Here is a 22,285-nt window from a genome sequence, read left to right as displayed (position 1 = left end):
GGGTTCGCGCCAATCGCGAGGGAGAATCCGTATGCCAATTGCATTTCTCATCCCCGGCCAAGCGCAGGAAAACCTGCGCCCCAGCCAGGTGGTCGCCGAAGGCTTGCTGAACCCCCGCGGCCTCTGCCTGCAAGTCGATGGCAGCCTGCTGCTGGCGGAAGCCGGCTCAGGCCTGCCGGACCAGCCATTCAGTGGCCGCATCAGCCGCCTGCGCCCGGACCCGGAACAGCCGGGCGCTTATCTGCCACCGCAGGTCCTGGCCCAGGGTTTTCGTTCGATGAACATGCAATCGCGCATGCTTCGCGACGAAATCATGGGCCTGTCGGACATCGCCCTGGGCGGCGGGCTCTGCCTGGCCAGCCAAACCGACTACGTCGCCGGTTCCAAGCTCTTGGACCTGCAATACAGCCCACCCGAGCCCCTGTTTCACAGTCGCGGCAACCTCAACTCGCTGTGCTATCACCCGTCGCGCCGCAGCTGGCTGGCGGTCAAGCCCGATAGCAACCAACTGGTGGAATTCACCGAAGGCGGCGAACAGGTCCTGGCGCAACTGCCTGATCTGGATCAGGGCCAGGAAGCCGTGCCGGTGACCCTGGTGCACGAGCCGCAGACCGATGCCGTGCTGATCAGCCTGTTCTCCGGCGAGCTGCGCCGCGACCCGGCGCGGATGGGTATCGACTTCGCCGACAAGGCGGGCCAGGTGATCCGGGTCTGGCCCGAGAGCGGCAGGATCGAGGTGCTGATTCGCGGGCTGCAACTGCCCACCGGGCTCGCGATCACGGCCCAGGGCCAGATCCTGGTGCTGGAGCTGTGCGACCGGCTATTGCAGCCCTTGCCGCCCGAGTGGTCCGGCGAAGTGCTGCACGGCGGCTTCGCCCGCTTCAGCGGCCGCCTGCTGCGCTGTGATTTGCCGCAACGCAGTGTGCAGGTGCTGGCCAAGGGGCTGGATACCCCTTCCAACCTGTGCTGCGTCGGAGACGCGGTGCTGGTGAGTGAAGGCATGGGCCTGAGTGGGCGGCCGATTCCCACTGCGGATCAGCAGGTGGTTGCCCTGAGCGGACGATTGCGCCGGGTCGAGCTGTAAGTCTACCGGCATAAAAAAGGGGCCCCATACGGGGCCCCTTTTTCATCGATGCTGAACGCGAAACAACGCGATCAGAACGGAATATCGTCATCGAAGCTGTCGAAGTCCGGAGCCGGCTGCGGAGCGGCCTGCTGTGGCGCTGGACGCGACTCACGCTGCGGCTGCGGAGCAGGACGGGACTGCTGAGGACGCGGTGCGGAATTGGACATGCCGCCCTGGCCCTGCTGGTCGCCCTGTGGACGGCCACCCAGCAGCTGCATGGTGCCCTGCATGTCGACGATGATTTCGGTGGTGTAGCGCTTGATACCGTCTTTTTCCCACTCGCGGGTCTGCAGCTTGCCCTCGATGTAGACCTGCGAACCTTTGCGCAGGTATTCACCGGCGATCTCCGCGACCTTGCCGAACATCGACACGCGGTGCCACTCGGTGCGCTCGACCTTCTGACCGGTCTGCTTGTCGGTCCACTGCTCGCTGGTGGCCAGACTCAGGTTGGTCACGGCGTTACCGTTAGGCAGGTAGCGAACTTCGGGATCCTGGCCGCAAGTGCCGACCAATATGACTTTGTTAACCCCACGGGCCATAACGTTCTCCTAGGCTTCGCTCGCCGACGGCGCTGGATTGACCAGTTGCTCGAGGGTCGTGCGATCCAATAATTCGGTGTCCAATTTGATGTAAATGGCGGCCTCTTCGGCCACCACTACGGCATCTGTTACCCCAACAACGGCCTTCAGGCGCTCGACCAGGCCGGCTTCGCGGATCGCTTCGGGCGATAACGGCAAGCGCAGGCTCGTCACATACGGGGGCTCGCGCATGGTAACAGCAAAGGCCAGCCAGAGTGCAGCCAGGACTGCGCATCCAAGGAACACAGCCGACAAACCGCCATGCTGGAACAACCAGCCGCCTAGGATGCCGCCCAGTGCCGAACCAAGGAACTGGCTGGTGGAATACACCCCCATCGCCGTTCCTTTACCACCTGCCGGCGAAACCTTGCTGATCAGCGACGGCAAGGACGCTTCCAGCAGGTTGAACGCGGTGAAAAACACCACGGTACCAATCACCAGCGCCCGCAGGCTGTCGCCGAACTCCCAGAAGAATAGCTCGGTGAGCAGCAGCGTACTGACCGCGCCCAACAGAACTCGTTTCATTTTGCGTTTCTTCTCGCCGTAGATGATGAACGGAATCATGGCGAAGAACGAAATCAGCAGTGCGGTGAGGTAGACCCACCAGTGCTGCTCCTTGGGCAGGCCGGCTTTTTCCACCAGCGCCAGGGGCAAGGCCACGAAGCTCGACATGAGCATCGCGTGCAACACGAAGATACCAAGATCCAGGCGCAGCAGATCGGGGTGCTTGAGGGTCGGGATCAGCGCCTGGCGCGCCACTCCGGATTCCCGGTGCTGCAGCGGCCCGGTTGAACGCGGCACCATGAAGGCGATGATCAGAATGCCCACCAGAGCCATGGCCCCGGTGGCCAGGAACAGCCCCGAAAGACCGAAACTGCGGGTCAGCAGCGGGCCCACCACCATGGCCACAGCAAAGGACAGGCCGATGGTCATGCCAATCATGGCCATGGCCTTGGTCCGGTGCTGTTCGCGGGTCAGGTCGGAAAGCAGCGCCATCACCGCCGCGGAAATTGCGCCGGCGCCCTGCAGGATACGCCCAGCGATCACCCCCCAGATCGAATCGGCGTTGGCCGCCAGCACACTGCCCAGGGCGAACACGATCAACCCCAGGTAGATAACCGGACGACGACCGATACGGTCGGAAATGATCCCGAAGGGAATCTGGAACACTGCCTGGGTCAGGCCATAGGCACCAATCGCCAGCCCGATCAGGGTCGGGGTCGCTCCTGCGAGATCCATTCCATAGGTCGCCAGGACCGGCAGTACCATGAACATGCCAAGCATACGGAAGGCGAACACCAGGGCCAGCCCGCTTGCCGCGCGGGTCTCGCTGCCACTCATGCGTTCGTTGTGGGGATCGTGCATGGATAAACCTCATGTGAACCGGCGGCGATTCTACCAGTCGGATCGATTGAGGGGGTATATGGCGACGCTTTGCCGCGCAGCCCATGCCAGCGATCAAAAAAGCGCCGAACGATAGTGTGCATCCATCCAGTGTTTGGTTTTATACTCCTGCCTTTACGCCCGCCGATCGAGGCCACTTTTGGACAAGATTCTGATTCGTGGGGCCCGCACCCACAACCTGAAGAACATCGACCTGACCCTGCCGCGGGACAAGTTGATCGTCATCACCGGGCTGTCTGGGTCCGGCAAGTCGTCACTGGCTTTCGACACGCTGTATGCCGAAGGCCAGCGCCGCTATGTCGAGTCGCTCTCGGCCTATGCCCGACAGTTCCTGTCGATGATGGAAAAGCCCGATGTCGACACCATCGAAGGCCTCTCGCCGGCGATTTCCATCGAACAGAAATCCACCTCCCACAACCCGCGCTCCACCGTCGGCACCATCACCGAGATCTACGACTACCTGCGCCTGCTCTATGCCCGCGTCGGTACTCCACGCTGCCCGGACCACGACATCCCGCTGGAAGCCCAGACCGTCAGCCAGATGGTCGACCTGGTGCTGGCCCAGCCCGAAGGCAGCAAGCTGATGCTGCTGGCCCCGGTGATCCGCGAGCGCAAGGGCGAACATCTGTCGGTCTTCGAAGAGTTGCGAGCCCAGGGCTTCGTTCGCGCCCGGGTCAACGGCAAGCTGTTCGAGCTGGACGAGCTGCCCAAGCTGGATAAACAGAAGAAGCACTCCATCGATGTGGTGGTCGACCGCTTCAAGGTCCGCGCCGACCTGCAGCAGCGCCTGGCCGAATCCTTTGAAACCGCCTTGAAGCTGGCGGACGGGATTGCCCTGGTGGCGCCGATGGACGACGAGCCGGGAGAGGAGATGATCTTCTCCGCGCGCTTCGCCTGCCCGATCTGCGGCCATGCCATCAGCGAACTGGAACCCAAGCTGTTCTCCTTCAACAACCCGGCCGGTGCCTGCCCGACCTGCGACGGTCTGGGGGTCAAGCAGTTCTTCGACATCAAGCGCCTGGTCAATGGCGAACTGACCCTGGCCGAAGGGGCGATACGCGGCTGGGACCGGCGCAACGTCTATTACTTCCAGATGCTCGGTTCGCTGGCCTCTCATTACGGCTTCAGCCTGGAAGTACCGTTCAACCAACTGCCGGCGGATCAGCAGAAGGTCATCCTGCACGGCAGCGGCACCCAGAACGTCGATTTCAAGTACCTCAACGACCGGGGCGACATCGTCAAGCGCTCCCACCCGTTCGAAGGGATAGTGCCGAATCTGGAACGCCGCTACCGGGAAACCGAGTCGGCCACCGTGCGTGAAGAGCTGGCCAAGTTCCTCAGCACCCAGCCCTGCCCGGATTGCCGTGGCACCCGCCTGCGTCGCGAAGCGCGGCACGTGTGGGTGGGCGAGAAAACCCTGCCGGCAGTCACCAGCCTGCCCATCGGCGACGCCACCGATTATTTCGGCACCCTGAAACTCACCGGGCGCCGTGGCGAAATCGCCGACAAGATCCTCAAGGAAATCCGCGAGCGCCTGCAGTTCCTGGTCAACGTCGGGCTCGACTACCTGACCCTGGACCGCAGCGCGGACACCCTGTCCGGCGGCGAAGCCCAGCGTATCCGCCTGGCCAGCCAGATCGGCGCCGGCCTGGTGGGGGTGATGTACATCCTCGACGAGCCGTCCATCGGCCTGCATCAACGGGACAACGATCGCCTGCTGGGAACCCTGAAACATCTGCGCGACATCGGCAACACCGTGATAGTGGTAGAACACGATGAAGACGCCATTCGCCTGGCCGACTATGTCGTCGATATCGGCCCAGGGGCCGGTGTGCACGGCGGGCGAATCGTTGCCGAAGGCACCGCCGCAGAGGTCATGGCCCATCCGGACTCCCTGACCGGCAAATACCTCTCGGGCCGGGTGAAGATCGTGGTGCCGGCCAAGCGTACGCCGCGCAACAAGAAGCTCTCCCTGACCCTCAAGGGCGCTCGGGGCAACAACCTGCGCAATGTCGACCTGGAGATCCCCATCGGCCTGCTGACCTGCGTCACTGGGGTATCGGGCTCGGGCAAGTCGACCCTGATCAACAACACCCTGTTCCCCTTGAGCGCCACTGCGCTGAATGGCGCCACCACCCTGGAAGCCGCGCCACACGACAGCATCAACGGCCTGCAGCACCTGGACAAGGTAGTGGATATCGACCAGAGCCCGATCGGCCGTACTCCGCGCTCCAACCCGGCGACCTACACCGGGCTGTTCACCCCGATCCGCGAGCTGTTCGCCGGGGTACCCGAGTCACGCTCCCGGGGCTACGGGCCCGGGCGCTTTTCCTTCAACGTCAAGGGTGGGCGCTGCGAGGCTTGCCAGGGCGATGGGCTGATCAAGGTGGAAATGCACTTCCTGCCGGACATCTACGTGCCCTGCGACGTGTGCAAGAGCAAGCGCTACAACCGCGAAACCCTGGAAATCAAGTACAAGGGCAAGAGCATCCACGAGGTGCTGGAGATGACCATCGAGGAAGCCCGGGAGTTCTTCGACCCGGTGCCTGCCCTGGCGCGCAAGCTACAGACCCTGATGGATGTAGGCCTGTCCTACATCAAGCTGGGGCAGTCGGCGACGACCCTGTCCGGCGGCGAAGCGCAGCGGGTCAAGTTGTCTCGCGAGCTGTCCAAGCGGGACACCGGCAAGACCCTGTATATCCTTGATGAGCCGACCACGGGCCTGCACTTTGCGGATATCCAGCAGTTGCTGGACGTACTGCACCGCCTGCGCGACCACGGCAACACCGTGGTGGTGATCGAACACAACCTGGATGTGATCAAAACCGCCGACTGGCTGGTGGACCTGGGGCCGGAAGGCGGCTCCAAGGGCGGCCAGATCATTGCCGTGGGCACCCCGGAGCAGGTTGCGGACATGCCGCAATCCCACACTGGGCACTACCTCAAGCCGTTGCTGACCCGCGACCGCGCCTGAGGCCGATGAAAAAGCCCCTGTCACCGTGAGGTGACAGGGGCTTTTTTACATCTCAGATTTGACGCATCTACCGTAGGAGCAAGCTTGCTCGCGAACCGGCATCACCGCCCTTCTGCAGTCAGAACTGCGACTGTAGGTAGTTTTCCAACCCGATGGATTTGATCAGGCCCAACTGCTTCTCCAGCCAGTAGGTGTGATCCTCTTCGGTGTCTGCCAGCTGAATACGCAGAATGTCACGGCTGACATAGTCATTGTGCAGCTCGCACAGCTCGATGCCTTTGCACAGCGCGGCGCGGACCTTGTATTCCAGGCGCAGGTCGCTGGCCAGCATCTCCGGCACGGTGGTCCCAGTGTCGAGATCATCGGGGCGCATGCGCGGTGTGCCTTCGAGCATCAGGATGCGGCGTATCAGGGCATCGGCGTGTTGCGCCTCTTCTTCCATTTCATGGTTGATACGCTCGTAGAGCTTGGTAAAGCCCCAGTCTTCGTACATCCGCGAATGAATGAAATATTGGTCGCGTGCTGCCAGTTCGCCCGTCAGCAACGTGTTGAGGTAATCGATTACGTCCGGGTGACCTTGCATCGCCCTACATCTCCCTGCTTGAAAGCCGATAGTTTGAACCAAGCTGACTTCCAGGTCACTTATAAAAAGCCAGAAAAGTGAAGAATATCTGAGAAAACCAGTAGAAATAACGCAAAAACCGCCCTAATGAGGGCGGTTCTGCTTCTTATTTAGACTTACTTGAGCGATACGCCCAAAGCTTTGGCGATACCTTCGCCGTAAGCCGGGTCAGCCTTGTAGAAATGTTGCAGCTGACGATCAACCACATCAGCCGTCACCCCAGCCATGGCGCCCGCGATGTTGTTGATCAGTAATGCCTTCTGCTCATCGCTCATCAGACGGAACAACGCTCCAGCGTGGCTGTAGTAGTCGGTGTCTTCTCGATGATCGTAGCGGTCCGCAGCACCGCTGAGTGCCAGGGCCGGCTCGGCATAACGTGGAGCCTGCTTCGGCGCATCGCCATAGCTGTTGGGCTCGTAGTTAGGCGCCGCACCACCATTGGTACCGAAAGCCATGGAGCCGTCGCGCTGATAGCTGTTCACCGGGCTCAATGGAGCGTTCACCGGCAGCTGTTGGTGGTTGGTGCCCACACGGTAGCGATGCGCATCGGCGTATGCGAATACCCGGCCCTGCAGCATGCGGTCCGGCGAGAGGCCTACCCCAGGTACCATGTTGCTAGGCCCGAATGCAGCCTGTTCGACCTCTGCAAAGTAATTCAGCGGGTTGCGGTTCAACTCCAGCTCCCCCACTTCGATCAGCGGGAACTCTTTCTGCGACCAGGTCTTGGTCACATCGAAGGGGTTCTCGTAATGCGCGGCGGCTTGAGCTTCGGTCATGACCTGGATGCACACGCTCCATTTCGGAAAATCGCCGCGCTCGATCGCATTGAACAGGTCGCGCTGGGCGTAATCAGGATCGGTACCGGCCAGGCGCGCTGCGTCAGCCGGTGCCAAGTTCTTGATGCCCTGCTTGGTCTTGTAGTGCCACTTGACCCAGTGCCGCTCACCCTTGGCGTTGATCAGGCTGTAGGTGTGGCTGCCAAAGCCATGCATGTGGCGGTAGCCATCTGGAATGCCCCGATCGGAAAACAGAATGGTCACCTGGTGCAGCGCCTCGGGCGAATGGGACCAGAAATCCCACATCATCTGGGCACTTTTCAGATTGCTCTGGGGCAGGCGCTTCTGGGTGTGGATAAAGTCGGGAAACTTCAGCGGGTCGCGAATGAAGAACACCGGGGTGTTGTTCCCTACGATGTCCCAGTTGCCCTCTTCGGTGTAGAACTTGAGGGCAAAGCCGCGTGGGTCACGCTCGGTGTCCGCCGAACCACGCTCGCCGCCGACCGTGGAAAAACGCAGGAAGGTCGGGGTCTTCTTGCCTACCGCCTCGAACAGCTTGGCGCTGGTGTATTCGGTGATATCGCGAGAAACGGTGAAAGTGCCATACGCACCCGAACCTTTGGCGTGCACGCGACGCTCGGGAATATTCTCGCGGTTGAAATGGGCGAGCTTTTCGATCAGGTGAAAATCGTCGAGAAGCAGAGGGCCCCGAGGGCCGGCGGAACGAGAGTTCTGGTTATCAGCGACAGGAGCGCCACTTGCGGTAGTAAGAGTTTTGGTCTGGCTCATGCTCAATCTTCCTCTGTCAGTCTGTGAAACTGCCGGCTAATCGGCTGACAAAGAGTATTGACCACCAGTGTTACAAGATCCAATGCATTACACATTAGCTAACGATAGAAATATCCAATATATGCAGGCACAAAAAACCGGGCACTAGGCCCGGTTCCTTGTTTCAGACTGACGTCTTACTCAGCGGATACAGCTTCACCGCCGACAGCACGATCAACCAGTTCAACGTACGCCATAGGAGCGTTGTCGCCAGCGCGGAAACCGCACTTGAGGATGCGCAGGTAGCCACCCTCACGGGTAGCGTAGCGCTTGCCCAGGTCGTTGAAGAGCTTACCAACGATAGCTTTCGAACGAGTACGGTCGAAAGCCAGACGGCGGTTAGCCAGGCTGTCTGTCTTGGCCAAAGTGATCAGCGGCTCGGCAACGCGGCGCAGTTCTTTAGCTTTCGGCAGTGTAGTTTTGATCAGCTCGTGCTCGAACAGCGACACCGCCATGTTCTGGAACATGGCCTTGCGGTGCGAGCTGGTGCGGCTCAGGTGACGCCCACTTTTACGATGACGCATGGTTCATTCCTTACCAAACACAACGTTCGGTGATTACGACGATCAGGCAGTCGCCTTGTCGTCCTTCTTAAGACTTGCAGGCGGCCAGTTGTCGAGGCGCATGCCGAGGGACAGACCGCGGGAGGCCAGAACGTCCTTGATTTCAGTCAAGGATTTCTTGCCCAGGTTCGGAGTCTTCAACAGTTCTACTTCGGTACGCTGAATCAGGTCGCCGATGTAGTAAATGTTTTCCGCCTTAAGGCAGTTAGCCGAACGTACAGTCAGTTCCAGATCGTCAACCGGGCGAAGCAGGATCGGATCGATCTCGTCTTCCTGCTCGACTACCACTGGCTCACTGTCACCCTTGAGGTCGACGAACGCAGCCAACTGCTGTTGCAGGATGGTTGCAGCACGACGGATAGCCTCTTCAGGATCCAGAGTACCGTTGGTTTCCAGATCAATAACCAGCTTGTCCAGGTTAGTACGCTGCTCGACACGGGCGTTTTCCACCACGTATGCGATACGGCGAACCGGGCTGAACGAAGAGTCGAGCTGCAAGCGACCAATGCTGCGGCTTTCGTCTTCATCGCTCTGACGCGAGTCGGCCGGTTCATAACCACGACCACGAGCTACTACGAGCTTCATGTTCAGGGCGCCGTTAGACGCCAGGTTAGCGATTACGTGATCGGGATTAACGATCTCGACATCATGATCCAGCTGAATATCGGCAGCGGTAACCACCCCCGAACCCTTCTTCGACAAGGTCAGCGTAACTTCGTCACGGCCGTGCAGCTTGATAGCCAGACCTTTAAGGTTCAACAGGATTTCAATTACGTCTTCCTGTACACCTTCGATGGCGCTGTACTCGTGGAGCACACCGTCAATCTCGGCCTCGACTACTGCACAGCCGGGCATTGAGGACAACAGGATGCGGCGCAGCGCGTTGCCCAGGGTGTGGCCAAAACCACGCTCGAGAGGCTCGAGGGTGATCTTGGCGCGGGTTGGACTGACAACCTGCACATCAATGTGGCGGGGTGTCAGGAACTCATTTACCGAAATCTGCATGGATGCACCTATTTTCTAGCCCTTACTTGGAGTAGAGCTCGACAATCAGGCTTTCGTTGATGTCGGCGGACAGATCACTGCGAGCTGGAACGTTCTTGAAAACGCCCGACTTCTTCTCAGTGTCTACTTCTACCCATTCTACGCGGCCACGTTGAGCACACAGATCGAGAGCTTGGACAATGCGAAGTTGGTTTTTTGCTTTCTCGCGAACAGAGACCACGTCACCAGCACGAACCTGGTAGGACGGAACGTTAACGGTCTGACCGTTTACGCTGATCGACTTATGCGATACCAGCTGACGGGATTCGGCACGAGTAGAACCGAAGCCCATGCGGTACACAACGTTGTCCAGACGGCATTCGAGCAGTTGCAACAGGTTTTCGCCGGTTGCGCCCTTCTTGCCAGCTGCTTGTTTGTAGTAGCCGCTGAATTGACGCTCGAGTACGCCGTAGATACGACGAACTTTTTGCTTTTCACGCAGCTGGGTGCCGTAGTCGGATTGACGACCGCGACGCTGGCCGTGGATGCCAGGAGCTGCTTCGATGTTGCACTTGGATTCGATAGCGCGCACGCCGCTCTTCAGGAAGAGATCGGTGCCTTCGCGACGAGCCAGTTTGCATTTTGGACCAATGTAACGAGCCATTCTTTACAATCTCCTGGATTACACGCGGCGCTTCTTCGGCGGACGGCACCCGTTGTGCGGGATTGGCGTCACGTCGGTGATGCTGGCGATCTTGTAGCCACAGCCGTTCAAAGCGCGGACTGCGGATTCACGACCTGGACCTGGACCCTTGACGTTGACGTCGAGGTTTTTCAGGCCATATTCCAGCGCAGCTTGACCAGCACGCTCAGCAGCTACTTGAGCAGCGAACGGGGTGGACTTGCGAGAACCGCGGAAACCCGAACCACCGGAGGTTGCCCAGGAAAGAGCGTTACCTTGACGGTCGGTGATGGTCACGATGGTGTTGTTGAAAGACGCGTGGATGTGGGCGATGCCATCAACCACTGTCTTTTTAATCTTTTTACGAGGACGAGCAGCAGGTTTTGCCATGACTAAATTCCTGTCGATTCGCTGGTGCGATTACTTGCGGATCGGCTTACGCGGACCTTTGCGAGTACGCGCGTTGGTCTTGGTACGCTGACCGCGCACTGGAAGACCACGACGATGGCGCAGACCGCGGTAGCAGCCCAGATCCATCAAGCGTTTGATTTTCATGTTGATTTCGCGACGCAGGTCACCTTCAGTGGTGAACTTCGCCACTTCGCCACGCAGCTGTTCAATTTGCTCGTCGCTCAGATCCTTGATCTTCGCAGCTGGGTTGACCCCAGTCACCGCGCAGATTTTCTGCGCAGTAGTGCGACCAACACCATAGATGTAGGTCAGCGAGATAACAGTATGCTTGTTATCTGGAATGTTAACGCCTGCAATACGGGCCATTCAGTGGGACTCCAATTGACAGCTACCTACGCCCCGGAAGCCAAGAAATAGGGCGCGAGATAATATCGCTGTAATAACAAATAATCAACCCGGCAGCGCACTAGCTGCCGGGCTTGAAGCACAATCACACTCAGCCTTGGCGCTGTTTGTGACGCGGTTCCGCGCTGCAAATTACTCGAACAACACCTTCGCGGCGAATAATCTTGCAGTTACGGCACAGCTTTTTCACCGATGCACGAACTTTCATCACCAACTCCTCGAACCTTATGGATTAGCGCAGCATGCCGCTGCCGTAACCCTTCAGGTTGGCTTTCTTCATCAGGGATTCGTACTGGTGGGAAACGAGGTGCGATTGTACTTGCGACATAAAGTCCATAACAACCACGACCACGATCAGCAACGAGGTCCCGCCAAGGTAGAACGGAACGTTTGCAGCAACCACCAGGAACTGGGGCAACAGGCAGACGGCCGTCATATATAGAGCACCGAACATGGTCAAACGAGTCAGAACGCCATCAATGTAGCGCGCCGACTGCTCACCTGGACGGATGCCCGGAATAAAGGCACCGGACTTCTTCAGGTTTTCCGCTACGTCTTTCGGATTGAACATCAACGCCGTATAGAAGAAGCAGAAGAAAATAATCCCTGCACTAAACAGCAGAATATTCAACGGCTGACCAGGAGCGATCGACTGCGAGATGTCCTGCAACCAGCCCATACCTTCAGACTGACCGAACCAGGCACCCAACGAAGCCGGAAACAGCAAAATGCTGCTCGCGAAGATAGCAGGAATAACACCGGCCATATTCACTTTCAGCGGCAAGTGGCTGGTCTGCGCAGCAAATACCTTGCGGCCCTGCTGACGCTTGGCGTAATGAACAGCAATACGACGCTGACCACGCTCAATGAACACCACAAAACCGATAATCGCTACTGCCAGCAAACCGATCGCAACCAGGGCAAAAATGTTGATATCACCCTGACGCGCAGACTCGAAAGACTGCCCGATCGCTCTCGGAAGACCGGCGACGATACCTGCGAAAATCAACATCGAGATACCGTTGCCAACACCACGCTCAGTAATCTGCTCACCCAGCCACATCATGAACATCGCACCAGCCACAAAAGTGGATACCGCGACGAAATGGAAGCCAAAGTCACCAGTGAACGCAACACCCTGACCTGCCAAGCCAACGGACATGCCGATAGCTTGAACCAGGGCCAGGATGACAGTGCCGTAGCGGGTGTACTGGCTGATCTTGCGACGGCCAGCTTCACCTTCCTTCTTCAACTGCTCCAACTGCGGGCTGACGGCTGTCATCAGCTGCATGATGATCGATGCCGAGATATACGGCATGATCCCCAGTGCAAAGATGCTCATCCGTTCCAGCGCGCCGCCGGAAAACATGTTGAACAAGCTAAGAATGGTCCCCTCATTCTGTCGAAACAGGTCTGCGAGTCGGTCAGGGTTAATACCTGGAACCGGGATGTGTGCGCCTATTCGGTAGACGATAATCGCCAAGAACAGAAAACGCAGACGAGCCCAAAGTTCAGACATACCGCCTTTGCCGAGCGCAGAGAGAGCACCTTGCTTAGCCATTTATTCCTCGAACTTGCCGCCAGCTGCTTCGATAGCCGCACGCGCACCTTTGGTGGCGGCGATACCCTTGATGGTCACAGCGCGAGTAACTTCGCCGGACAGCATGATTTTCACACGCTGAACGTTTTGGTTAATCACGTTGGCATCTTTCAGGGACTGCACGGTGACGATGTCGCCTTCCACTTTAGCCAGCTCGGACAGACGCACTTCTGCGCGATCCATGGCCTTCAGGGAAACGAAACCGAACTTCGGCAGGCGACGATGCAGCGGCTGTTGACCGCCTTCAAAGCCTGGAGCAATGGTGCCACCGGAGCGGGAAGTCTGACCTTTGTGACCACGGCCACCAGTCTTACCCAAACCACTACCGATACCACGGCCCGGACGATGCTTTTCGCGACGGGAACCCGGCGCTGGACTCAGATCATTGAGTTTCATCGATTAACCCTCGACACGCAGCATGTAGTAAGCCTTGTTGATCATCCCGCGATTCTCGGGAGTATCCTGGACTTCTACAGTGTGACCGATGCGACGCAGACCCAGACCCTTAACGCACAGTTTGTGGTTAGGGATACGGCCGGTCATGCTTTTGATCAGCGTTACTTTTACGGTAGCCATGATCAGATGATCTCCTGGACGCTTTTGCCACGCTTGGCGGCAATGGATTCAGGGGACTGCATTGCTTTCAAACCCTTGAAAGTGGCGTGAACCACGTTTACTGGGTTAGTCGAGCCGTAGCACTTGGCCAGAACGTTCTGAACGCCAGCTACCTCGAGGACAGCACGCATAGCGCCGCCAGCGATGATACCGGTACCTTCAGAAGCAGGCTGCATGTACACCTTGGAAGCGCCGTGGGCGGACTTCATTGCGTACTGCAGAGTGGTGCCGTTCAGGTCAACTTGGATCATGTTGCGGCGAGCAGCTTCCATTGCCTTCTGGATCGCAGCAGGCACTTCACGCGACTTGCCACGGCCGAAGCCAACACGGCCCTTACCATCACCAACCACGGTCAACGCGGTGAAAGTGAAGATACGGCCGCCTTTTACGGTTTTGGCTACGCGGTTAACTTGAACCAGCTTCTCGATGTAGCCTTCGTCGCGCTTTTGGTCGTTATTTGACATAACTTAGAACTCCAGCCCAGCTTCACGAGCAGCATCAGCCAGCGCCTTGACGCGGCCGTGGTACTTGAAGCCAGAGCGGTCGAAAGCCACCTGCGAGACGCCAGCGGCTTTAGCACGCGTAGCGACCAGCTGGCCAACCTTAGTGGCCGCGTCGATGTTGCCAGTGGCGCCATCACGCAGTTCTTTATCCAAAGTCGAGGCACTTGCCAGGACTTTGTTGCCGTCGGCCGAAATGACCTGGGCGTAGATGTGCTGCGAAGAGCGGAACACGCAGAGACGCACGACTTCGAGTTCGTGCATTTTCAGGCGTGCTTTGCGAGCGCGACGCAGTCGAGTAACTTTTTTGTCGGTCATTTGCTATGCCCTACTTCTTCTTGGCTTCTTTACGACGGACGACTTCGTCCGCGTAGCGCACACCTTTGCCTTTGTAAGGCTCTGGTGGACGGAAGTCGCGGATCTCAGCGGCCACTTGACCTACCAGCTGCTTATCGATGCCCTTGATCAGGATATCGGTCTGGCTAGGAGTCTCAGCGGTGATGCCTTCCGGCAGTTCGTAATCCACTGGATGCGAGAAGCCGAGGGCCAGGTTCAGCACTGTGCCTTTTGCCTGTGCCTTGTAACCAACACCGACCAGCTGGAGCTTGCGCTCGAAGCCTTGGCTTACGCCTTGGACCATGTTGTTTACCAGAGCACGAGTGGTACCGGCCATTGCGCGAGTTTGTTGGTCGCCGTTGCGAGCAGCGAAACGCAGCTCACCAGCTTCCTGAACAATTTCAACGGACGAGTGTACGTTCAGTTCGAGAGTGCCCTTGGCACCCTTCACCGAAAGCTGTTGGCCGGCGAATTTAACTTCGACACCAGCTGGCAGCTTAACGGGGTTCTTAGCGACGCGAGACATGCTTATCCCCCCTTAGAACACAGTGCAAAGAACTTCGCCGCCGACACCGGCAGCGCGCGCAGCACGATCAGTCATCACACCTTTGTTGGTGGAGACGATAGACACGCCAAGACCGCCACGTACTTTCGGCAGTTCTTCAACGGACTTGTACTGACGCAGGCCTGGACGGCTAACGCGCTTCACTTCTTCGATAACCGGACGGCCTTCGAAGTACTTCAGCTCGATGGACAGCAGAGGTTTGATTTCGCTGCTGATCTGATAACCCGCGATGTAACCTTCGTCCTTCAGGACTTTTGCTACAGCCACCTTCAGCGTGGAAGACGGCATGCTTACGACGGACTTTTCAGCCATCTGGGCATTACGGATTCGAGTTAGCATGTCCGCTAACGGGTCCTGCATACTCATGGGCTAGATGCTCCTGATACAAAAAGAATTAGCCTTGCGGCTACAACTGTCGCCGAGAAATTCCGGGCAAAAAACACGGGCTCAGGCGAGCCGGTCATTCTAGACACACCCCAGAAATGAATCAAGCCCCAAAAGGGGCTTGATTCACGTTCAAGGCCACCGGTGATCGGGATCTTGCGAGCCCGAACACCGAGACTTTGATAGCTATTACCAGCTGGCTTTAACCAGACCTGGTACGTCACCACGCATTGCAGCTTCACGCAGCTTGTTACGGCCCAGGCCGAACTTGCGGTAAACGCCGTGCGGACGACCAGTCAGGCGGCAGCGGTTACGCATGCGCGAAGCGCTTGCATCACGTGGCTGCTTCTGCAGAGCTACGGTAGCTTCCCAACGAGCTTCTGGACTTGCGTTCAGATCCACGATGATAGCTTTCAGCGCTGCACGCTTGGTGGCGTACTTGGCAACGGTGAGCTGACGCTTCAGCTCACGGTTTTTCATGCTCTTCTTGGCCATTTTCCTACTCCAATCAGTTGCGGAACGGGAATTTGAAAGCACGCAGCAGAGCGCGGCCTTCGTCATCGTTCTTAGCAGTGGTGGTCAGGGTAATGTCCAGACCGCGGAGAGCATCGATCTTGTCGTAATCGATTTCCGGGAAAATGATCTGCTCTTTAACGCCCATGCTGTAGTTGCCACGACCATCGAAGGACTTGGCATTCAGGCCGCGGAAGTCGCGAACCCGAGGCAGGGAGATCGACAGCAGACGATCCAGGAACTCGTACATACGCTCACGGCGCAGGGTCACTTTGACGCCGATCGGCCATCCTTCGCGGACTTTGAAGCCAGCGATGGATTTACGAGCGTAGGTCACAACGACTTTCTGGCCGGTGATCTTTTCCAGGTCAGCAACAGCATGCTCGATGACTTTTTTGTCGCCGATTGCTTCGCCCAGACCCATGTTCAGGGTGATTTTGGTAACGCGCGGAACTTCCATCACGTTCGAAAGCTTAAGCTCTTCCTTAAGTTTCGGAGCGATTTCCTTCCGGTAAATCTCTTTTAGTCGTGCCATGGTCTTCTACCTAGCAGTGTTCAAGCATCAACCGCTTTTTGGGTCGACTTGAAGACACGAATTTTTTTGCCATCTTCTACTTTGAAACCAACGCGGTCAGCCTTGTTGGTTTCGCTGTTGAAAATGGCGACGTTGGAAGCGTGCAGTGGCGCTTCTTTCTCGACGATACCGCCCTGTACGCCCGACATCGGGTTAGGCTTGGTATGACGCTTGACCAGGTTCAGGCCACCGACGACCAGACGGTCGTCAGCCAGAACCTTAAGCACCTTACCGCGCTTACCTTTGTCTTTGCCGGCGATCACGATGATCTCGTCGTCACGACGAATCTTTTGCATGTCGGATCTCCTTACAGCACTTCTGGGGCGAGCGAGACGATCTTCATGAACTTCTCGTTGCGAAGTTCACGGGTCACTGGCCCAAAGATACGGGTGCCGATCGGCTCTTGCTTGTTGTTCAACAGAACAGCAGCGTTGCCATCAAAGCGGATGATGGAGCCGTCTGCGCGACGAACACCATGGCGAGTGCGGACTACAACAGCAGTCATCACTTGGCCTTTTTTCACCTTGCCGCGAGGAATTGCTTCCTTGACGGTAACTTTGATGATGTCACCGATACCAGCGTAACGACGATGGGAGCCACCCAGCACCTTGATGCACATAACGCGGCGAGCGCCGCTGTTATCGGCCACATCGAGCATGGATTGAGTCTGAATCATATAATTTCTCCGACCCCTAGCCCTTAGACTTCCACAGCGCGTTCGAGAACATCAACCAGGGCCCAAGACTTGGTCTTGGCCATCGGACGAGTTTCACGAATAGTGACTTTGTCGCCGATGTGGCACTGATTGGTTTCGTCGTGCGCGTGCAGCTTAGTCGAACGCTTAACGTATTTACCGTAGATAGGGTGCTTAACGCGACGCTCGATCAGAACGGTGATGGTCTTGTCCATCTTGTCGCTGACAACACGGCCAGTCAGCGTACGGACAGTTTTTTCGGCTTCAGCCATGATTACTTACCTGCCTGCTGGTTGAGCACAGTCTTCACGCGAGCGATGTCACGCTTAACTTGCGAGAGCAGATGAGACTGCCCCAACTGGCCAGTTGCTTTCTGCATACGCAGATTGAACTGGTCGCGCAGCAGGCCGAGCAGTTGCTCGTTCAGCTGCTGTGCGGATTTTTCACGAAGTTCATTCGCTTTCATCACATCACCGTCCGTTTAACAAAGGAGGTGGCGAGCGGCAGCTTTGCAGCAGCCAGGGCGAAAGCCTCACGCGCCAGCTCTTCAGAAACACCCTCGATTTCATACAGGACTTTGCCTGGCTGAATCTGGGCTACCCAGTATTCGACGTTACCCTTACCTTTACCCATCCGAACTTCGAGAGGCTTTTTGGAAATAGGCTTGTCCGGGAATACACGGATCCAGATCTTGCCACCACGTTTTACGTGACGGGTCAGAGCACGACGCGCTGACTCGATCTGACGAGCGGTGAGACGACCACGAGCAACAGACTTCAGCGCGAACTCGCCGAAGCTGACTTTGCTACCGCGCAATGCCAGACCACGGTTGTGGCCGGTCATTTGCTTGCGGAACTTCGTACGCTTTGGTTGCAACATTTGGCGTACCCCTTACTTAGCAGCTTTTTTACGAGGCGCAGGTGCTTGCGGCTTCAGCTCTTCTTGGCGACCACCAATTACTTCGCCTTTGAAGATCCAAACCTTCACACCGATCACACCGTAAGTGGTGTGAGCTTCGTAGGTGGCATAGTCGATATCGGCACGCAGGGTGTGCAGTGGCACACGACCTTCGCGATACCATTCAGTACGTGCGATTTCAGCACCGCCGAGACGACCGCTCACTTGGATTTTGATGCCTTTGGCACCAATGCGCATGGCGTTCTGTACGGCGCGCTTCATAGCACGACGGAACATTACGCGACGCTCCAGCTGCTGAGCTACGCTCTGCGCAACCAGCATACCGTCGAGCTCCGGCTTGCGGATCTCTTCGATATTGATGTGCACAGGCACACCCATTTGCTTGGTCAGGTCCTGACGCAGCTTCTCAACATCTTCACCTTTCTTGCCGATCACGATGCCGGGACGAGCGGTGTGGATGGTGATGCGTGCAGTTTGAGCCGGACGATGGATATCGATACGGCTTACGGACGCGCTTTTTAGTTTGTCTTGGAGATACTCACGCACATTCAGATCTGCGAGCAAATAGTCCGCATAAGTCCGACCGTCTGCGTACCAGACGGAGGTGTGCTCCTTGACGATTCCCAGGCGAATGCCAATGGGATGTACTTTCTGACCCATCTCTTCGACTCCGTTACTTGTCAGCAACCTTGACAGTGATATGGCAAGACCGCTTGACGATGCGATCAGCACGGCCTTTGGCACGTGGCATGATGCGCTTCAGCGAACGCCCTTCGTTGACGAAAACGGTGGAGACCTTCAGGTCATCAACGTCTGCGCCTTCGTTATGCTCGGCGTTGGCTACGGCCGACTCCAGCACTTTCTTCATGATCTCGGCGGCTTTCTTACTGCTGAAAGCCAACAGGTTGAGCGCTTCGCCCACCTTCTTCCCGCGGATCTGGTCGGCGACCAAGCGGGCTTTCTGGGCGGAGATTCGAGCGCCCGACAACTTAGCGGCTACTTCCATCATTCCTTACCCCTTAACGCTTGGCTTTCTTGTCAGCCACGTGCCCGCGATATGTACGGGTACCGGCGAACTCGCCCAGTTTGTGGCCGACCATGTCTTCGTTCACGAGAACTGGAACATGCTGACGACCGTTATGCACAGCAATGGTCAGACCGACCATTTGTGGCAGGATCATGGAACGGCGCGACCAGGTCTTAACTGGTTTGCGATCGTTCTTTTCCGCCGCCACTTCGATCTTCTTCAGTAGGTGAAGATCAATAAAAGGACCTTTTTTCAGAGAACGTGGCACTGTCGTATCCCTCTATTTACTTGCGACGACGGACGATCATTTTGTCGGTACGCTTATTACCACGAGTCTTCGCGCCCTTAGTCGGGAAGCCCCATGGCGATACCGGATGACGACCACCAGAGGTACGACCTTCACCACCACCATGTGGGTGGTCAACCGGGTTCATGGCAACACCACGAACGGTTGGGCGAACGCCACGCCAGCGTTTGGCACCAGCTTTACCCAGCGAACGCAGGCTGTGCTCGGAGTTCGAGACTTCGCCCAGGGTCGCACGGCATTCAGCCAGCACTTTACGCATCTCACCAGAACGCAGACGCAGGGTCACGTAGACACCTTCACGAGCGACCAGCTGAGCCGAAGCACCAGCCGAACGAGCGATTTGCGCGCCTTTACCTGGCTTCAGTTCGATGCCGTGTACGGTGCTACCAACTGGAATGTTGCGCAGTTGCAGAGCGTTGCCCGGCTTGATCGGCGCCAGAGCACCTGCGATCAGCTGGTCGCCAGCGCTCACGCCTTTAGGGGCGATGATGTAGCGACGCTCGCCATCTGCGTACAGCAGCAGAGCGATGTGAGCAGTACGGTTTGGATCGTATTCGATACGCTCGACAGTGGCAGCGATGCCATCTTTGTCGTTGCGACGGAAGTCGACCAGACGGTAATGCTGCTTATGACCACCACCAACGTGACGAGTGGTAATGCGGCCATTGTTGTTACGACCACCAGACTTCGATTTCTTCTCGAGCAGCGGTGCGTGAGGAGCGCCTTTATGCAGCTCCTGGTTGACCACCTTGACCACAAAACGGCGGCCAGGGGAAGTCGGTTTGCATTTAACGATTGCCATGATGCACCCCTTCCTTACTCAGCACTGCTGCTGAAATCGAGATCTTGGCCTGGCTGAAGGGAGATAACTGCCTTCTTCCAGTCATTACGCTTGCCCAGACCGCGAGCGGTACGCTTGCTCTTACCCAGAACGTTCAGGGTAGTAACGCGTTCCACTTTCACGCTGAACAGGCTTTCGACGGCCTTCTTGATTTCCAGCTTGGTTGCGTCAGTAGCAACCTTGAAAACGAACTGGCCTTTCTTGTCTGCCAGAACCGTAGCCTTCTCGGAAACGTGCGGGCCAAGCAGAACTTTAAATACGCGTTCCTGGTTCATCCCAGCAGCTCCTCGAATTTCTTCACGGCCGACACAGTGATCAACACTTTGTCGTATGCGATCAGACTAACTGGATCGGAACCTTGCACGTCACGAACATCAACGTGTGGCAGGTTACGAGCAGCCAGGTACAGGTTCTGATCAACAGCGTCCGACACGATCAGAACGTCGGTCAGGCTCATGTTGTTCAGTTTGCCCAGCAGATCTTTGGTTTTCGGAGTTTCAACAGCGAAATCCTGAACCACGACCAGACGATCAGTACGCACCAGCTCAGCAAGGATGGAACGCATTGCTGCGCGGTACATCTTCTTGTTCAGCTTCTGGGAGTGATCCTGAGGACGAGCTGCGAAAGTGGTACCGCCGCCACGCCAGATTGGGCTACGGATAGTACCGGCACGAGCACGGCCAGTACCTTTCTGACGCCATGGGCGCTTGCCGCCACCGGAAACGTCGGAACGGGTCTTTTGCTGCTTGCTACCTTGACGGCCGCCGGCCATGTAGGCCACGACTGCTTGGTGAACCAGCGTCTCGTTGAATTCGCCGCCAAATGTCAGTTCGGAAACTTCGATCGCTTGAGCGTCATTTACATTTAATTGCATGTCAGCTTCCCCTTAACCGCGAGCCTTGGCCGCCGGACGTACAACCAGGTTGCCGCCAGTAGCGCCAGGAACAGCACCCTTGACCAACAACAGATTGCGTTCAGCGTCGACGCGCACTACTTCCAGGGACTGCACGGTCACGCGCTCAGCGCCCATATGACCGGACATTTTTTTGCCCTTGAATACACGACCAGGAGTCTGGCACTGGCCAATAGAGCCCGGGACGCGGTGGGAAACGGAGTTACCGTGGGTGTTATCTTGACCGCGGAAATTCCAACGCTTGATGGTACCGGCGAAGCCTTTACCTTTCGACTGACCGGTAACGTCTACCAGCTGGCCAGCAGCGAAGATTTCTGCATTGATCAGATCGCCAGCTTGGTACTCGCCTTCTTCAAGACGGAATTCCCAAACACCACGACCGGCAGCAACGTTCGCTTTAGCGAAGTGACCTGCTTGAGCAGCAGTCACGCGCGAAGCACGACGCTCACCTACAGTGACTTGCACTGCACGATAGCCATCGGTTTCTTCAGTTTTGAACTGGGTGACGCGATTCGGCTCGATCTCAATGACCGTGACCGGAATGGAGACACCTTCTTCGGTGAAAATACGGGTCATACCGCATTTACGACCGACTACACCAATAGTCATGTTGTAAACCTCATGAGTGTACGGGGCTTTCACCCGCTATGGCCGCCCATTTCAGAGCGTTACACGACTAAGACCGAGTCTTAGCCGAGGCTGATCTGCACTTCCACACCTGCCGCAAGATCAAGCTTCATAAGAGCATCAACGGTTTTATCCGTTGGCTGGACGATGTCCAGTACGCGCTTATGAGTACGGATCTCGTACTGGTCACGCGCGTCCTTGTTGACGTGCGGGGAGACCAGAACGGTGAACCGCTCTTTACGGGTAGGCAGTGGAATTGGACCACGCACTTGAGCACCAGTACGTTTCGCGGTTTCCACGATTTCCTGGGTGGATTGGTCGATCAGGCGATGGTCGAAAGCCTTCAACCTGATACGGATTTGCTGATTTTGCATTGGATTTCAGACTCCAGGCTGCTATTCCCACCGGGCGCAATACGCCCGTTAAAAGGAGGCGCAATTCTATAGACGGCCCCACAGAGTGTCAACCCAATAAAAAAGCCCCCGCAAGCGGGGGCTTCTTCATGAGTCGTCGATTAC

The 22,285-nt window shown here is 57.3% G+C and carries 34 protein-coding genes; 2 read left to right on the top strand and 32 right to left on the bottom strand.

Annotated features, from left to right (window positions below):
• The first annotated feature begins 31 nt into the window (after window positions 1-31).
• The gene (locus KCG88_RS29035) at window positions 32-1,084 is read left to right on the top strand and encodes a hypothetical protein (protein ID WP_210713637.1); all 1,053 of its coding nucleotides are present in this window, start codon (window positions 32-34) and stop codon (window positions 1,082-1,084) included.
• Window positions 1,085-1,155: 71 nt separating this feature from the next.
• Here KCG88_RS29035 and KCG88_RS29030 read toward each other — a convergent pair whose 3' ends face one another.
• Window positions 1,156-1,665: a single-stranded DNA-binding protein gene (locus KCG88_RS29030; protein ID WP_011063767.1), complete on the bottom strand. Its 510-nt coding sequence runs from the start codon at window positions 1,663-1,665 to the stop codon at window positions 1,156-1,158.
• Window positions 1,666-1,674: 9 nt separating this feature from the next.
• Window positions 1,675-3,069 (bottom strand): MFS transporter, encoded by a 1,395-nt coding sequence (locus KCG88_RS29025; RefSeq protein ID WP_011063768.1) that lies wholly within the window; start codon window positions 3,067-3,069, stop codon window positions 1,675-1,677.
• 178 nt (window positions 3,070-3,247) lie between these two features.
• On the opposite strand from KCG88_RS29025, the gene uvrA reads away from it, so the two are divergent.
• Window positions 3,248-6,082 carry an excinuclease ABC subunit UvrA gene (gene uvrA, locus KCG88_RS29020; RefSeq protein WP_047289536.1) on the top strand — a complete coding sequence of 945 codons (2,835 nt, stop codon included), beginning with the start codon at window positions 3,248-3,250 and terminating at the stop codon, window positions 6,080-6,082.
• A 118-nt stretch (window positions 6,083-6,200) separates the two neighbouring features.
• Here uvrA and bfr read toward each other — a convergent pair whose 3' ends face one another.
• The 30 genes from bfr to rpsJ all read right to left on the bottom strand — a co-directional run bounded on the left by bfr (window position 6,201) and on the right by rpsJ (window position 22,141).
• Entirely contained in the window at window positions 6,201-6,665 is a 465-nt protein-coding gene (gene bfr, locus KCG88_RS29015) for a bacterioferritin (RefSeq protein ID WP_210713636.1), read from the bottom strand.
• 155 nt (window positions 6,666-6,820) lie between these two features.
• Window positions 6,821-8,269: a catalase gene (locus KCG88_RS29010; RefSeq protein WP_210713635.1), complete on the bottom strand. Its 1,449-nt coding sequence runs from the start codon at window positions 8,267-8,269 to the stop codon at window positions 6,821-6,823.
• Between the two features lie 176 nt (window positions 8,270-8,445).
• A complete protein-coding gene (gene rplQ, locus KCG88_RS29005) occupies window positions 8,446-8,832 on the bottom strand; it encodes a 50S ribosomal protein L17 (protein ID WP_007924175.1) in 387 nt (128 codons plus the stop codon).
• Between the two features lie 42 nt (window positions 8,833-8,874).
• Window positions 8,875-9,876, bottom strand: coding sequence for a DNA-directed RNA polymerase subunit alpha (gene rpoA / locus KCG88_RS29000; RefSeq protein WP_007970428.1), 1,002 nt, complete (start codon window positions 9,874-9,876; stop codon window positions 8,875-8,877).
• A 22-nt stretch (window positions 9,877-9,898) separates the two neighbouring features.
• Window positions 9,899-10,519: a 30S ribosomal protein S4 gene (gene rpsD, locus KCG88_RS28995; protein ID WP_210713634.1), complete on the bottom strand. Its 621-nt coding sequence runs from the start codon at window positions 10,517-10,519 to the stop codon at window positions 9,899-9,901.
• Window positions 10,520-10,537: 18 nt separating this feature from the next.
• The gene (rpsK, locus tag KCG88_RS28990) at window positions 10,538-10,927 is read right to left on the bottom strand and encodes a 30S ribosomal protein S11 (RefSeq protein ID WP_007924177.1); all 390 of its coding nucleotides are present in this window, start codon (window positions 10,925-10,927) and stop codon (window positions 10,538-10,540) included.
• A gap of 30 nt (window positions 10,928-10,957) precedes the next feature.
• Window positions 10,958-11,314, bottom strand: a complete 357-nt coding sequence (gene rpsM / locus KCG88_RS28985) for a 30S ribosomal protein S13 (RefSeq protein ID WP_003186020.1) — start codon at window positions 11,312-11,314, stop codon at window positions 10,958-10,960.
• A 130-nt stretch (window positions 11,315-11,444) separates the two neighbouring features.
• The gene (gene rpmJ / locus KCG88_RS28980) at window positions 11,445-11,561 is read right to left on the bottom strand and encodes a 50S ribosomal protein L36 (protein WP_002555468.1); all 117 of its coding nucleotides are present in this window, start codon (window positions 11,559-11,561) and stop codon (window positions 11,445-11,447) included.
• A gap of 24 nt (window positions 11,562-11,585) precedes the next feature.
• Window positions 11,586-12,914 (bottom strand): preprotein translocase subunit SecY, encoded by a 1,329-nt coding sequence (gene secY, locus KCG88_RS28975; protein ID WP_003210064.1) that lies wholly within the window; start codon window positions 12,912-12,914, stop codon window positions 11,586-11,588.
• Window positions 12,915-13,349 (bottom strand): 50S ribosomal protein L15, encoded by a 435-nt coding sequence (gene rplO, locus KCG88_RS28970; RefSeq protein ID WP_007924183.1) that lies wholly within the window; start codon window positions 13,347-13,349, stop codon window positions 12,915-12,917. It lies immediately after the preceding gene.
• Between the two features lie 3 nt (window positions 13,350-13,352).
• Complete coding sequence (gene rpmD, locus KCG88_RS28965) at window positions 13,353-13,529, bottom strand: 50S ribosomal protein L30 (RefSeq protein WP_003176408.1); 177 nt, start codon at window positions 13,527-13,529, stop codon at window positions 13,353-13,355.
• Between the two features lie 2 nt (window positions 13,530-13,531).
• Window positions 13,532-14,032: a 30S ribosomal protein S5 gene (gene rpsE / locus KCG88_RS28960; protein WP_007924184.1), complete on the bottom strand. Its 501-nt coding sequence runs from the start codon at window positions 14,030-14,032 to the stop codon at window positions 13,532-13,534.
• A gap of 3 nt (window positions 14,033-14,035) precedes the next feature.
• A complete protein-coding gene (rplR, locus tag KCG88_RS28955) occupies window positions 14,036-14,386 on the bottom strand; it encodes a 50S ribosomal protein L18 (protein ID WP_003186037.1) in 351 nt (116 codons plus the stop codon).
• Between the two features lie 10 nt (window positions 14,387-14,396).
• Window positions 14,397-14,930, bottom strand: coding sequence for a 50S ribosomal protein L6 (gene rplF, locus KCG88_RS28950; RefSeq protein ID WP_007924185.1), 534 nt, complete (start codon window positions 14,928-14,930; stop codon window positions 14,397-14,399).
• Between the two features lie 12 nt (window positions 14,931-14,942).
• Window positions 14,943-15,335 (bottom strand): 30S ribosomal protein S8, encoded by a 393-nt coding sequence (gene rpsH / locus KCG88_RS28945; protein ID WP_011063773.1) that lies wholly within the window; start codon window positions 15,333-15,335, stop codon window positions 14,943-14,945.
• A gap of 207 nt (window positions 15,336-15,542) precedes the next feature.
• Window positions 15,543-15,848 carry a 30S ribosomal protein S14 gene (gene rpsN, locus KCG88_RS28940; RefSeq protein ID WP_003228726.1) on the bottom strand — a complete coding sequence of 102 codons (306 nt, stop codon included), beginning with the start codon at window positions 15,846-15,848 and terminating at the stop codon, window positions 15,543-15,545.
• Between the two features lie 13 nt (window positions 15,849-15,861).
• Window positions 15,862-16,401, bottom strand: a complete 540-nt coding sequence (gene rplE / locus KCG88_RS28935; RefSeq protein ID WP_003210069.1) for a 50S ribosomal protein L5 — start codon at window positions 16,399-16,401, stop codon at window positions 15,862-15,864.
• A gap of 20 nt (window positions 16,402-16,421) precedes the next feature.
• Complete coding sequence (gene rplX, locus KCG88_RS28930; protein ID WP_010443924.1) at window positions 16,422-16,736, bottom strand: 50S ribosomal protein L24; 315 nt, start codon at window positions 16,734-16,736, stop codon at window positions 16,422-16,424.
• Between the two features lie 11 nt (window positions 16,737-16,747).
• The gene (gene rplN, locus KCG88_RS28925) at window positions 16,748-17,116 is read right to left on the bottom strand and encodes a 50S ribosomal protein L14 (protein WP_011063774.1); all 369 of its coding nucleotides are present in this window, start codon (window positions 17,114-17,116) and stop codon (window positions 16,748-16,750) included.
• Window positions 17,117-17,139: 23 nt separating this feature from the next.
• The gene (gene rpsQ / locus KCG88_RS28920; RefSeq protein WP_003194644.1) at window positions 17,140-17,406 is read right to left on the bottom strand and encodes a 30S ribosomal protein S17; all 267 of its coding nucleotides are present in this window, start codon (window positions 17,404-17,406) and stop codon (window positions 17,140-17,142) included.
• Between the two features lie 2 nt (window positions 17,407-17,408).
• On the bottom strand, window positions 17,409-17,600 hold the full coding sequence (gene rpmC / locus KCG88_RS28915; RefSeq protein WP_002555481.1) for a 50S ribosomal protein L29: 192 nt from the start codon (window positions 17,598-17,600) through the stop codon (window positions 17,409-17,411).
• Window positions 17,600-18,013: a 50S ribosomal protein L16 gene (gene rplP, locus KCG88_RS28910; protein WP_003228729.1), complete on the bottom strand. Its 414-nt coding sequence runs from the start codon at window positions 18,011-18,013 to the stop codon at window positions 17,600-17,602. The genes rpmC and rplP overlap by 1 nt, the downstream gene beginning before the upstream one ends.
• Before the next feature lie 12 nt (window positions 18,014-18,025).
• Window positions 18,026-18,712 carry a 30S ribosomal protein S3 gene (gene rpsC, locus KCG88_RS28905; protein ID WP_007924192.1) on the bottom strand — a complete coding sequence of 229 codons (687 nt, stop codon included), beginning with the start codon at window positions 18,710-18,712 and terminating at the stop codon, window positions 18,026-18,028.
• A gap of 13 nt (window positions 18,713-18,725) precedes the next feature.
• On the bottom strand, window positions 18,726-19,058 hold the full coding sequence (gene rplV, locus KCG88_RS28900; protein ID WP_003103908.1) for a 50S ribosomal protein L22: 333 nt from the start codon (window positions 19,056-19,058) through the stop codon (window positions 18,726-18,728).
• Window positions 19,059-19,071: 13 nt separating this feature from the next.
• On the bottom strand, window positions 19,072-19,347 hold the full coding sequence (gene rpsS / locus KCG88_RS28895; protein WP_002555486.1) for a 30S ribosomal protein S19: 276 nt from the start codon (window positions 19,345-19,347) through the stop codon (window positions 19,072-19,074).
• 16 nt (window positions 19,348-19,363) lie between these two features.
• Window positions 19,364-20,188 (bottom strand): 50S ribosomal protein L2, encoded by an 825-nt coding sequence (rplB, locus tag KCG88_RS28890; RefSeq protein WP_011063775.1) that lies wholly within the window; start codon window positions 20,186-20,188, stop codon window positions 19,364-19,366.
• Between the two features lie 14 nt (window positions 20,189-20,202).
• Window positions 20,203-20,502, bottom strand: coding sequence for a 50S ribosomal protein L23 (gene rplW / locus KCG88_RS28885; protein WP_002555488.1), 300 nt, complete (start codon window positions 20,500-20,502; stop codon window positions 20,203-20,205).
• Complete coding sequence (gene rplD, locus KCG88_RS28880) at window positions 20,499-21,101, bottom strand: 50S ribosomal protein L4 (RefSeq protein WP_007924200.1); 603 nt, start codon at window positions 21,099-21,101, stop codon at window positions 20,499-20,501. The genes rplW and rplD overlap by 4 nt, the downstream gene beginning before the upstream one ends.
• Window positions 21,102-21,113: 12 nt before the next feature.
• Window positions 21,114-21,749 carry a 50S ribosomal protein L3 gene (gene rplC / locus KCG88_RS28875; RefSeq protein WP_007924205.1) on the bottom strand — a complete coding sequence of 212 codons (636 nt, stop codon included), beginning with the start codon at window positions 21,747-21,749 and terminating at the stop codon, window positions 21,114-21,116.
• 80 nt (window positions 21,750-21,829) lie between these two features.
• Window positions 21,830-22,141, bottom strand: coding sequence for a 30S ribosomal protein S10 (gene rpsJ / locus KCG88_RS28870; protein WP_003186070.1), 312 nt, complete (start codon window positions 22,139-22,141; stop codon window positions 21,830-21,832).
• Window positions 22,142-22,285 lie beyond the last annotated feature (144 nt).

Source organism: Pseudomonas sp. MWU349, from assembly GCF_017947325.1.
Lineage (GTDB): Bacteria > Pseudomonadota > Gammaproteobacteria > Pseudomonadales > Pseudomonadaceae > Aquipseudomonas > Aquipseudomonas protegens.
This window is presented reverse-complemented; position numbering and strand designations above follow the sequence as displayed.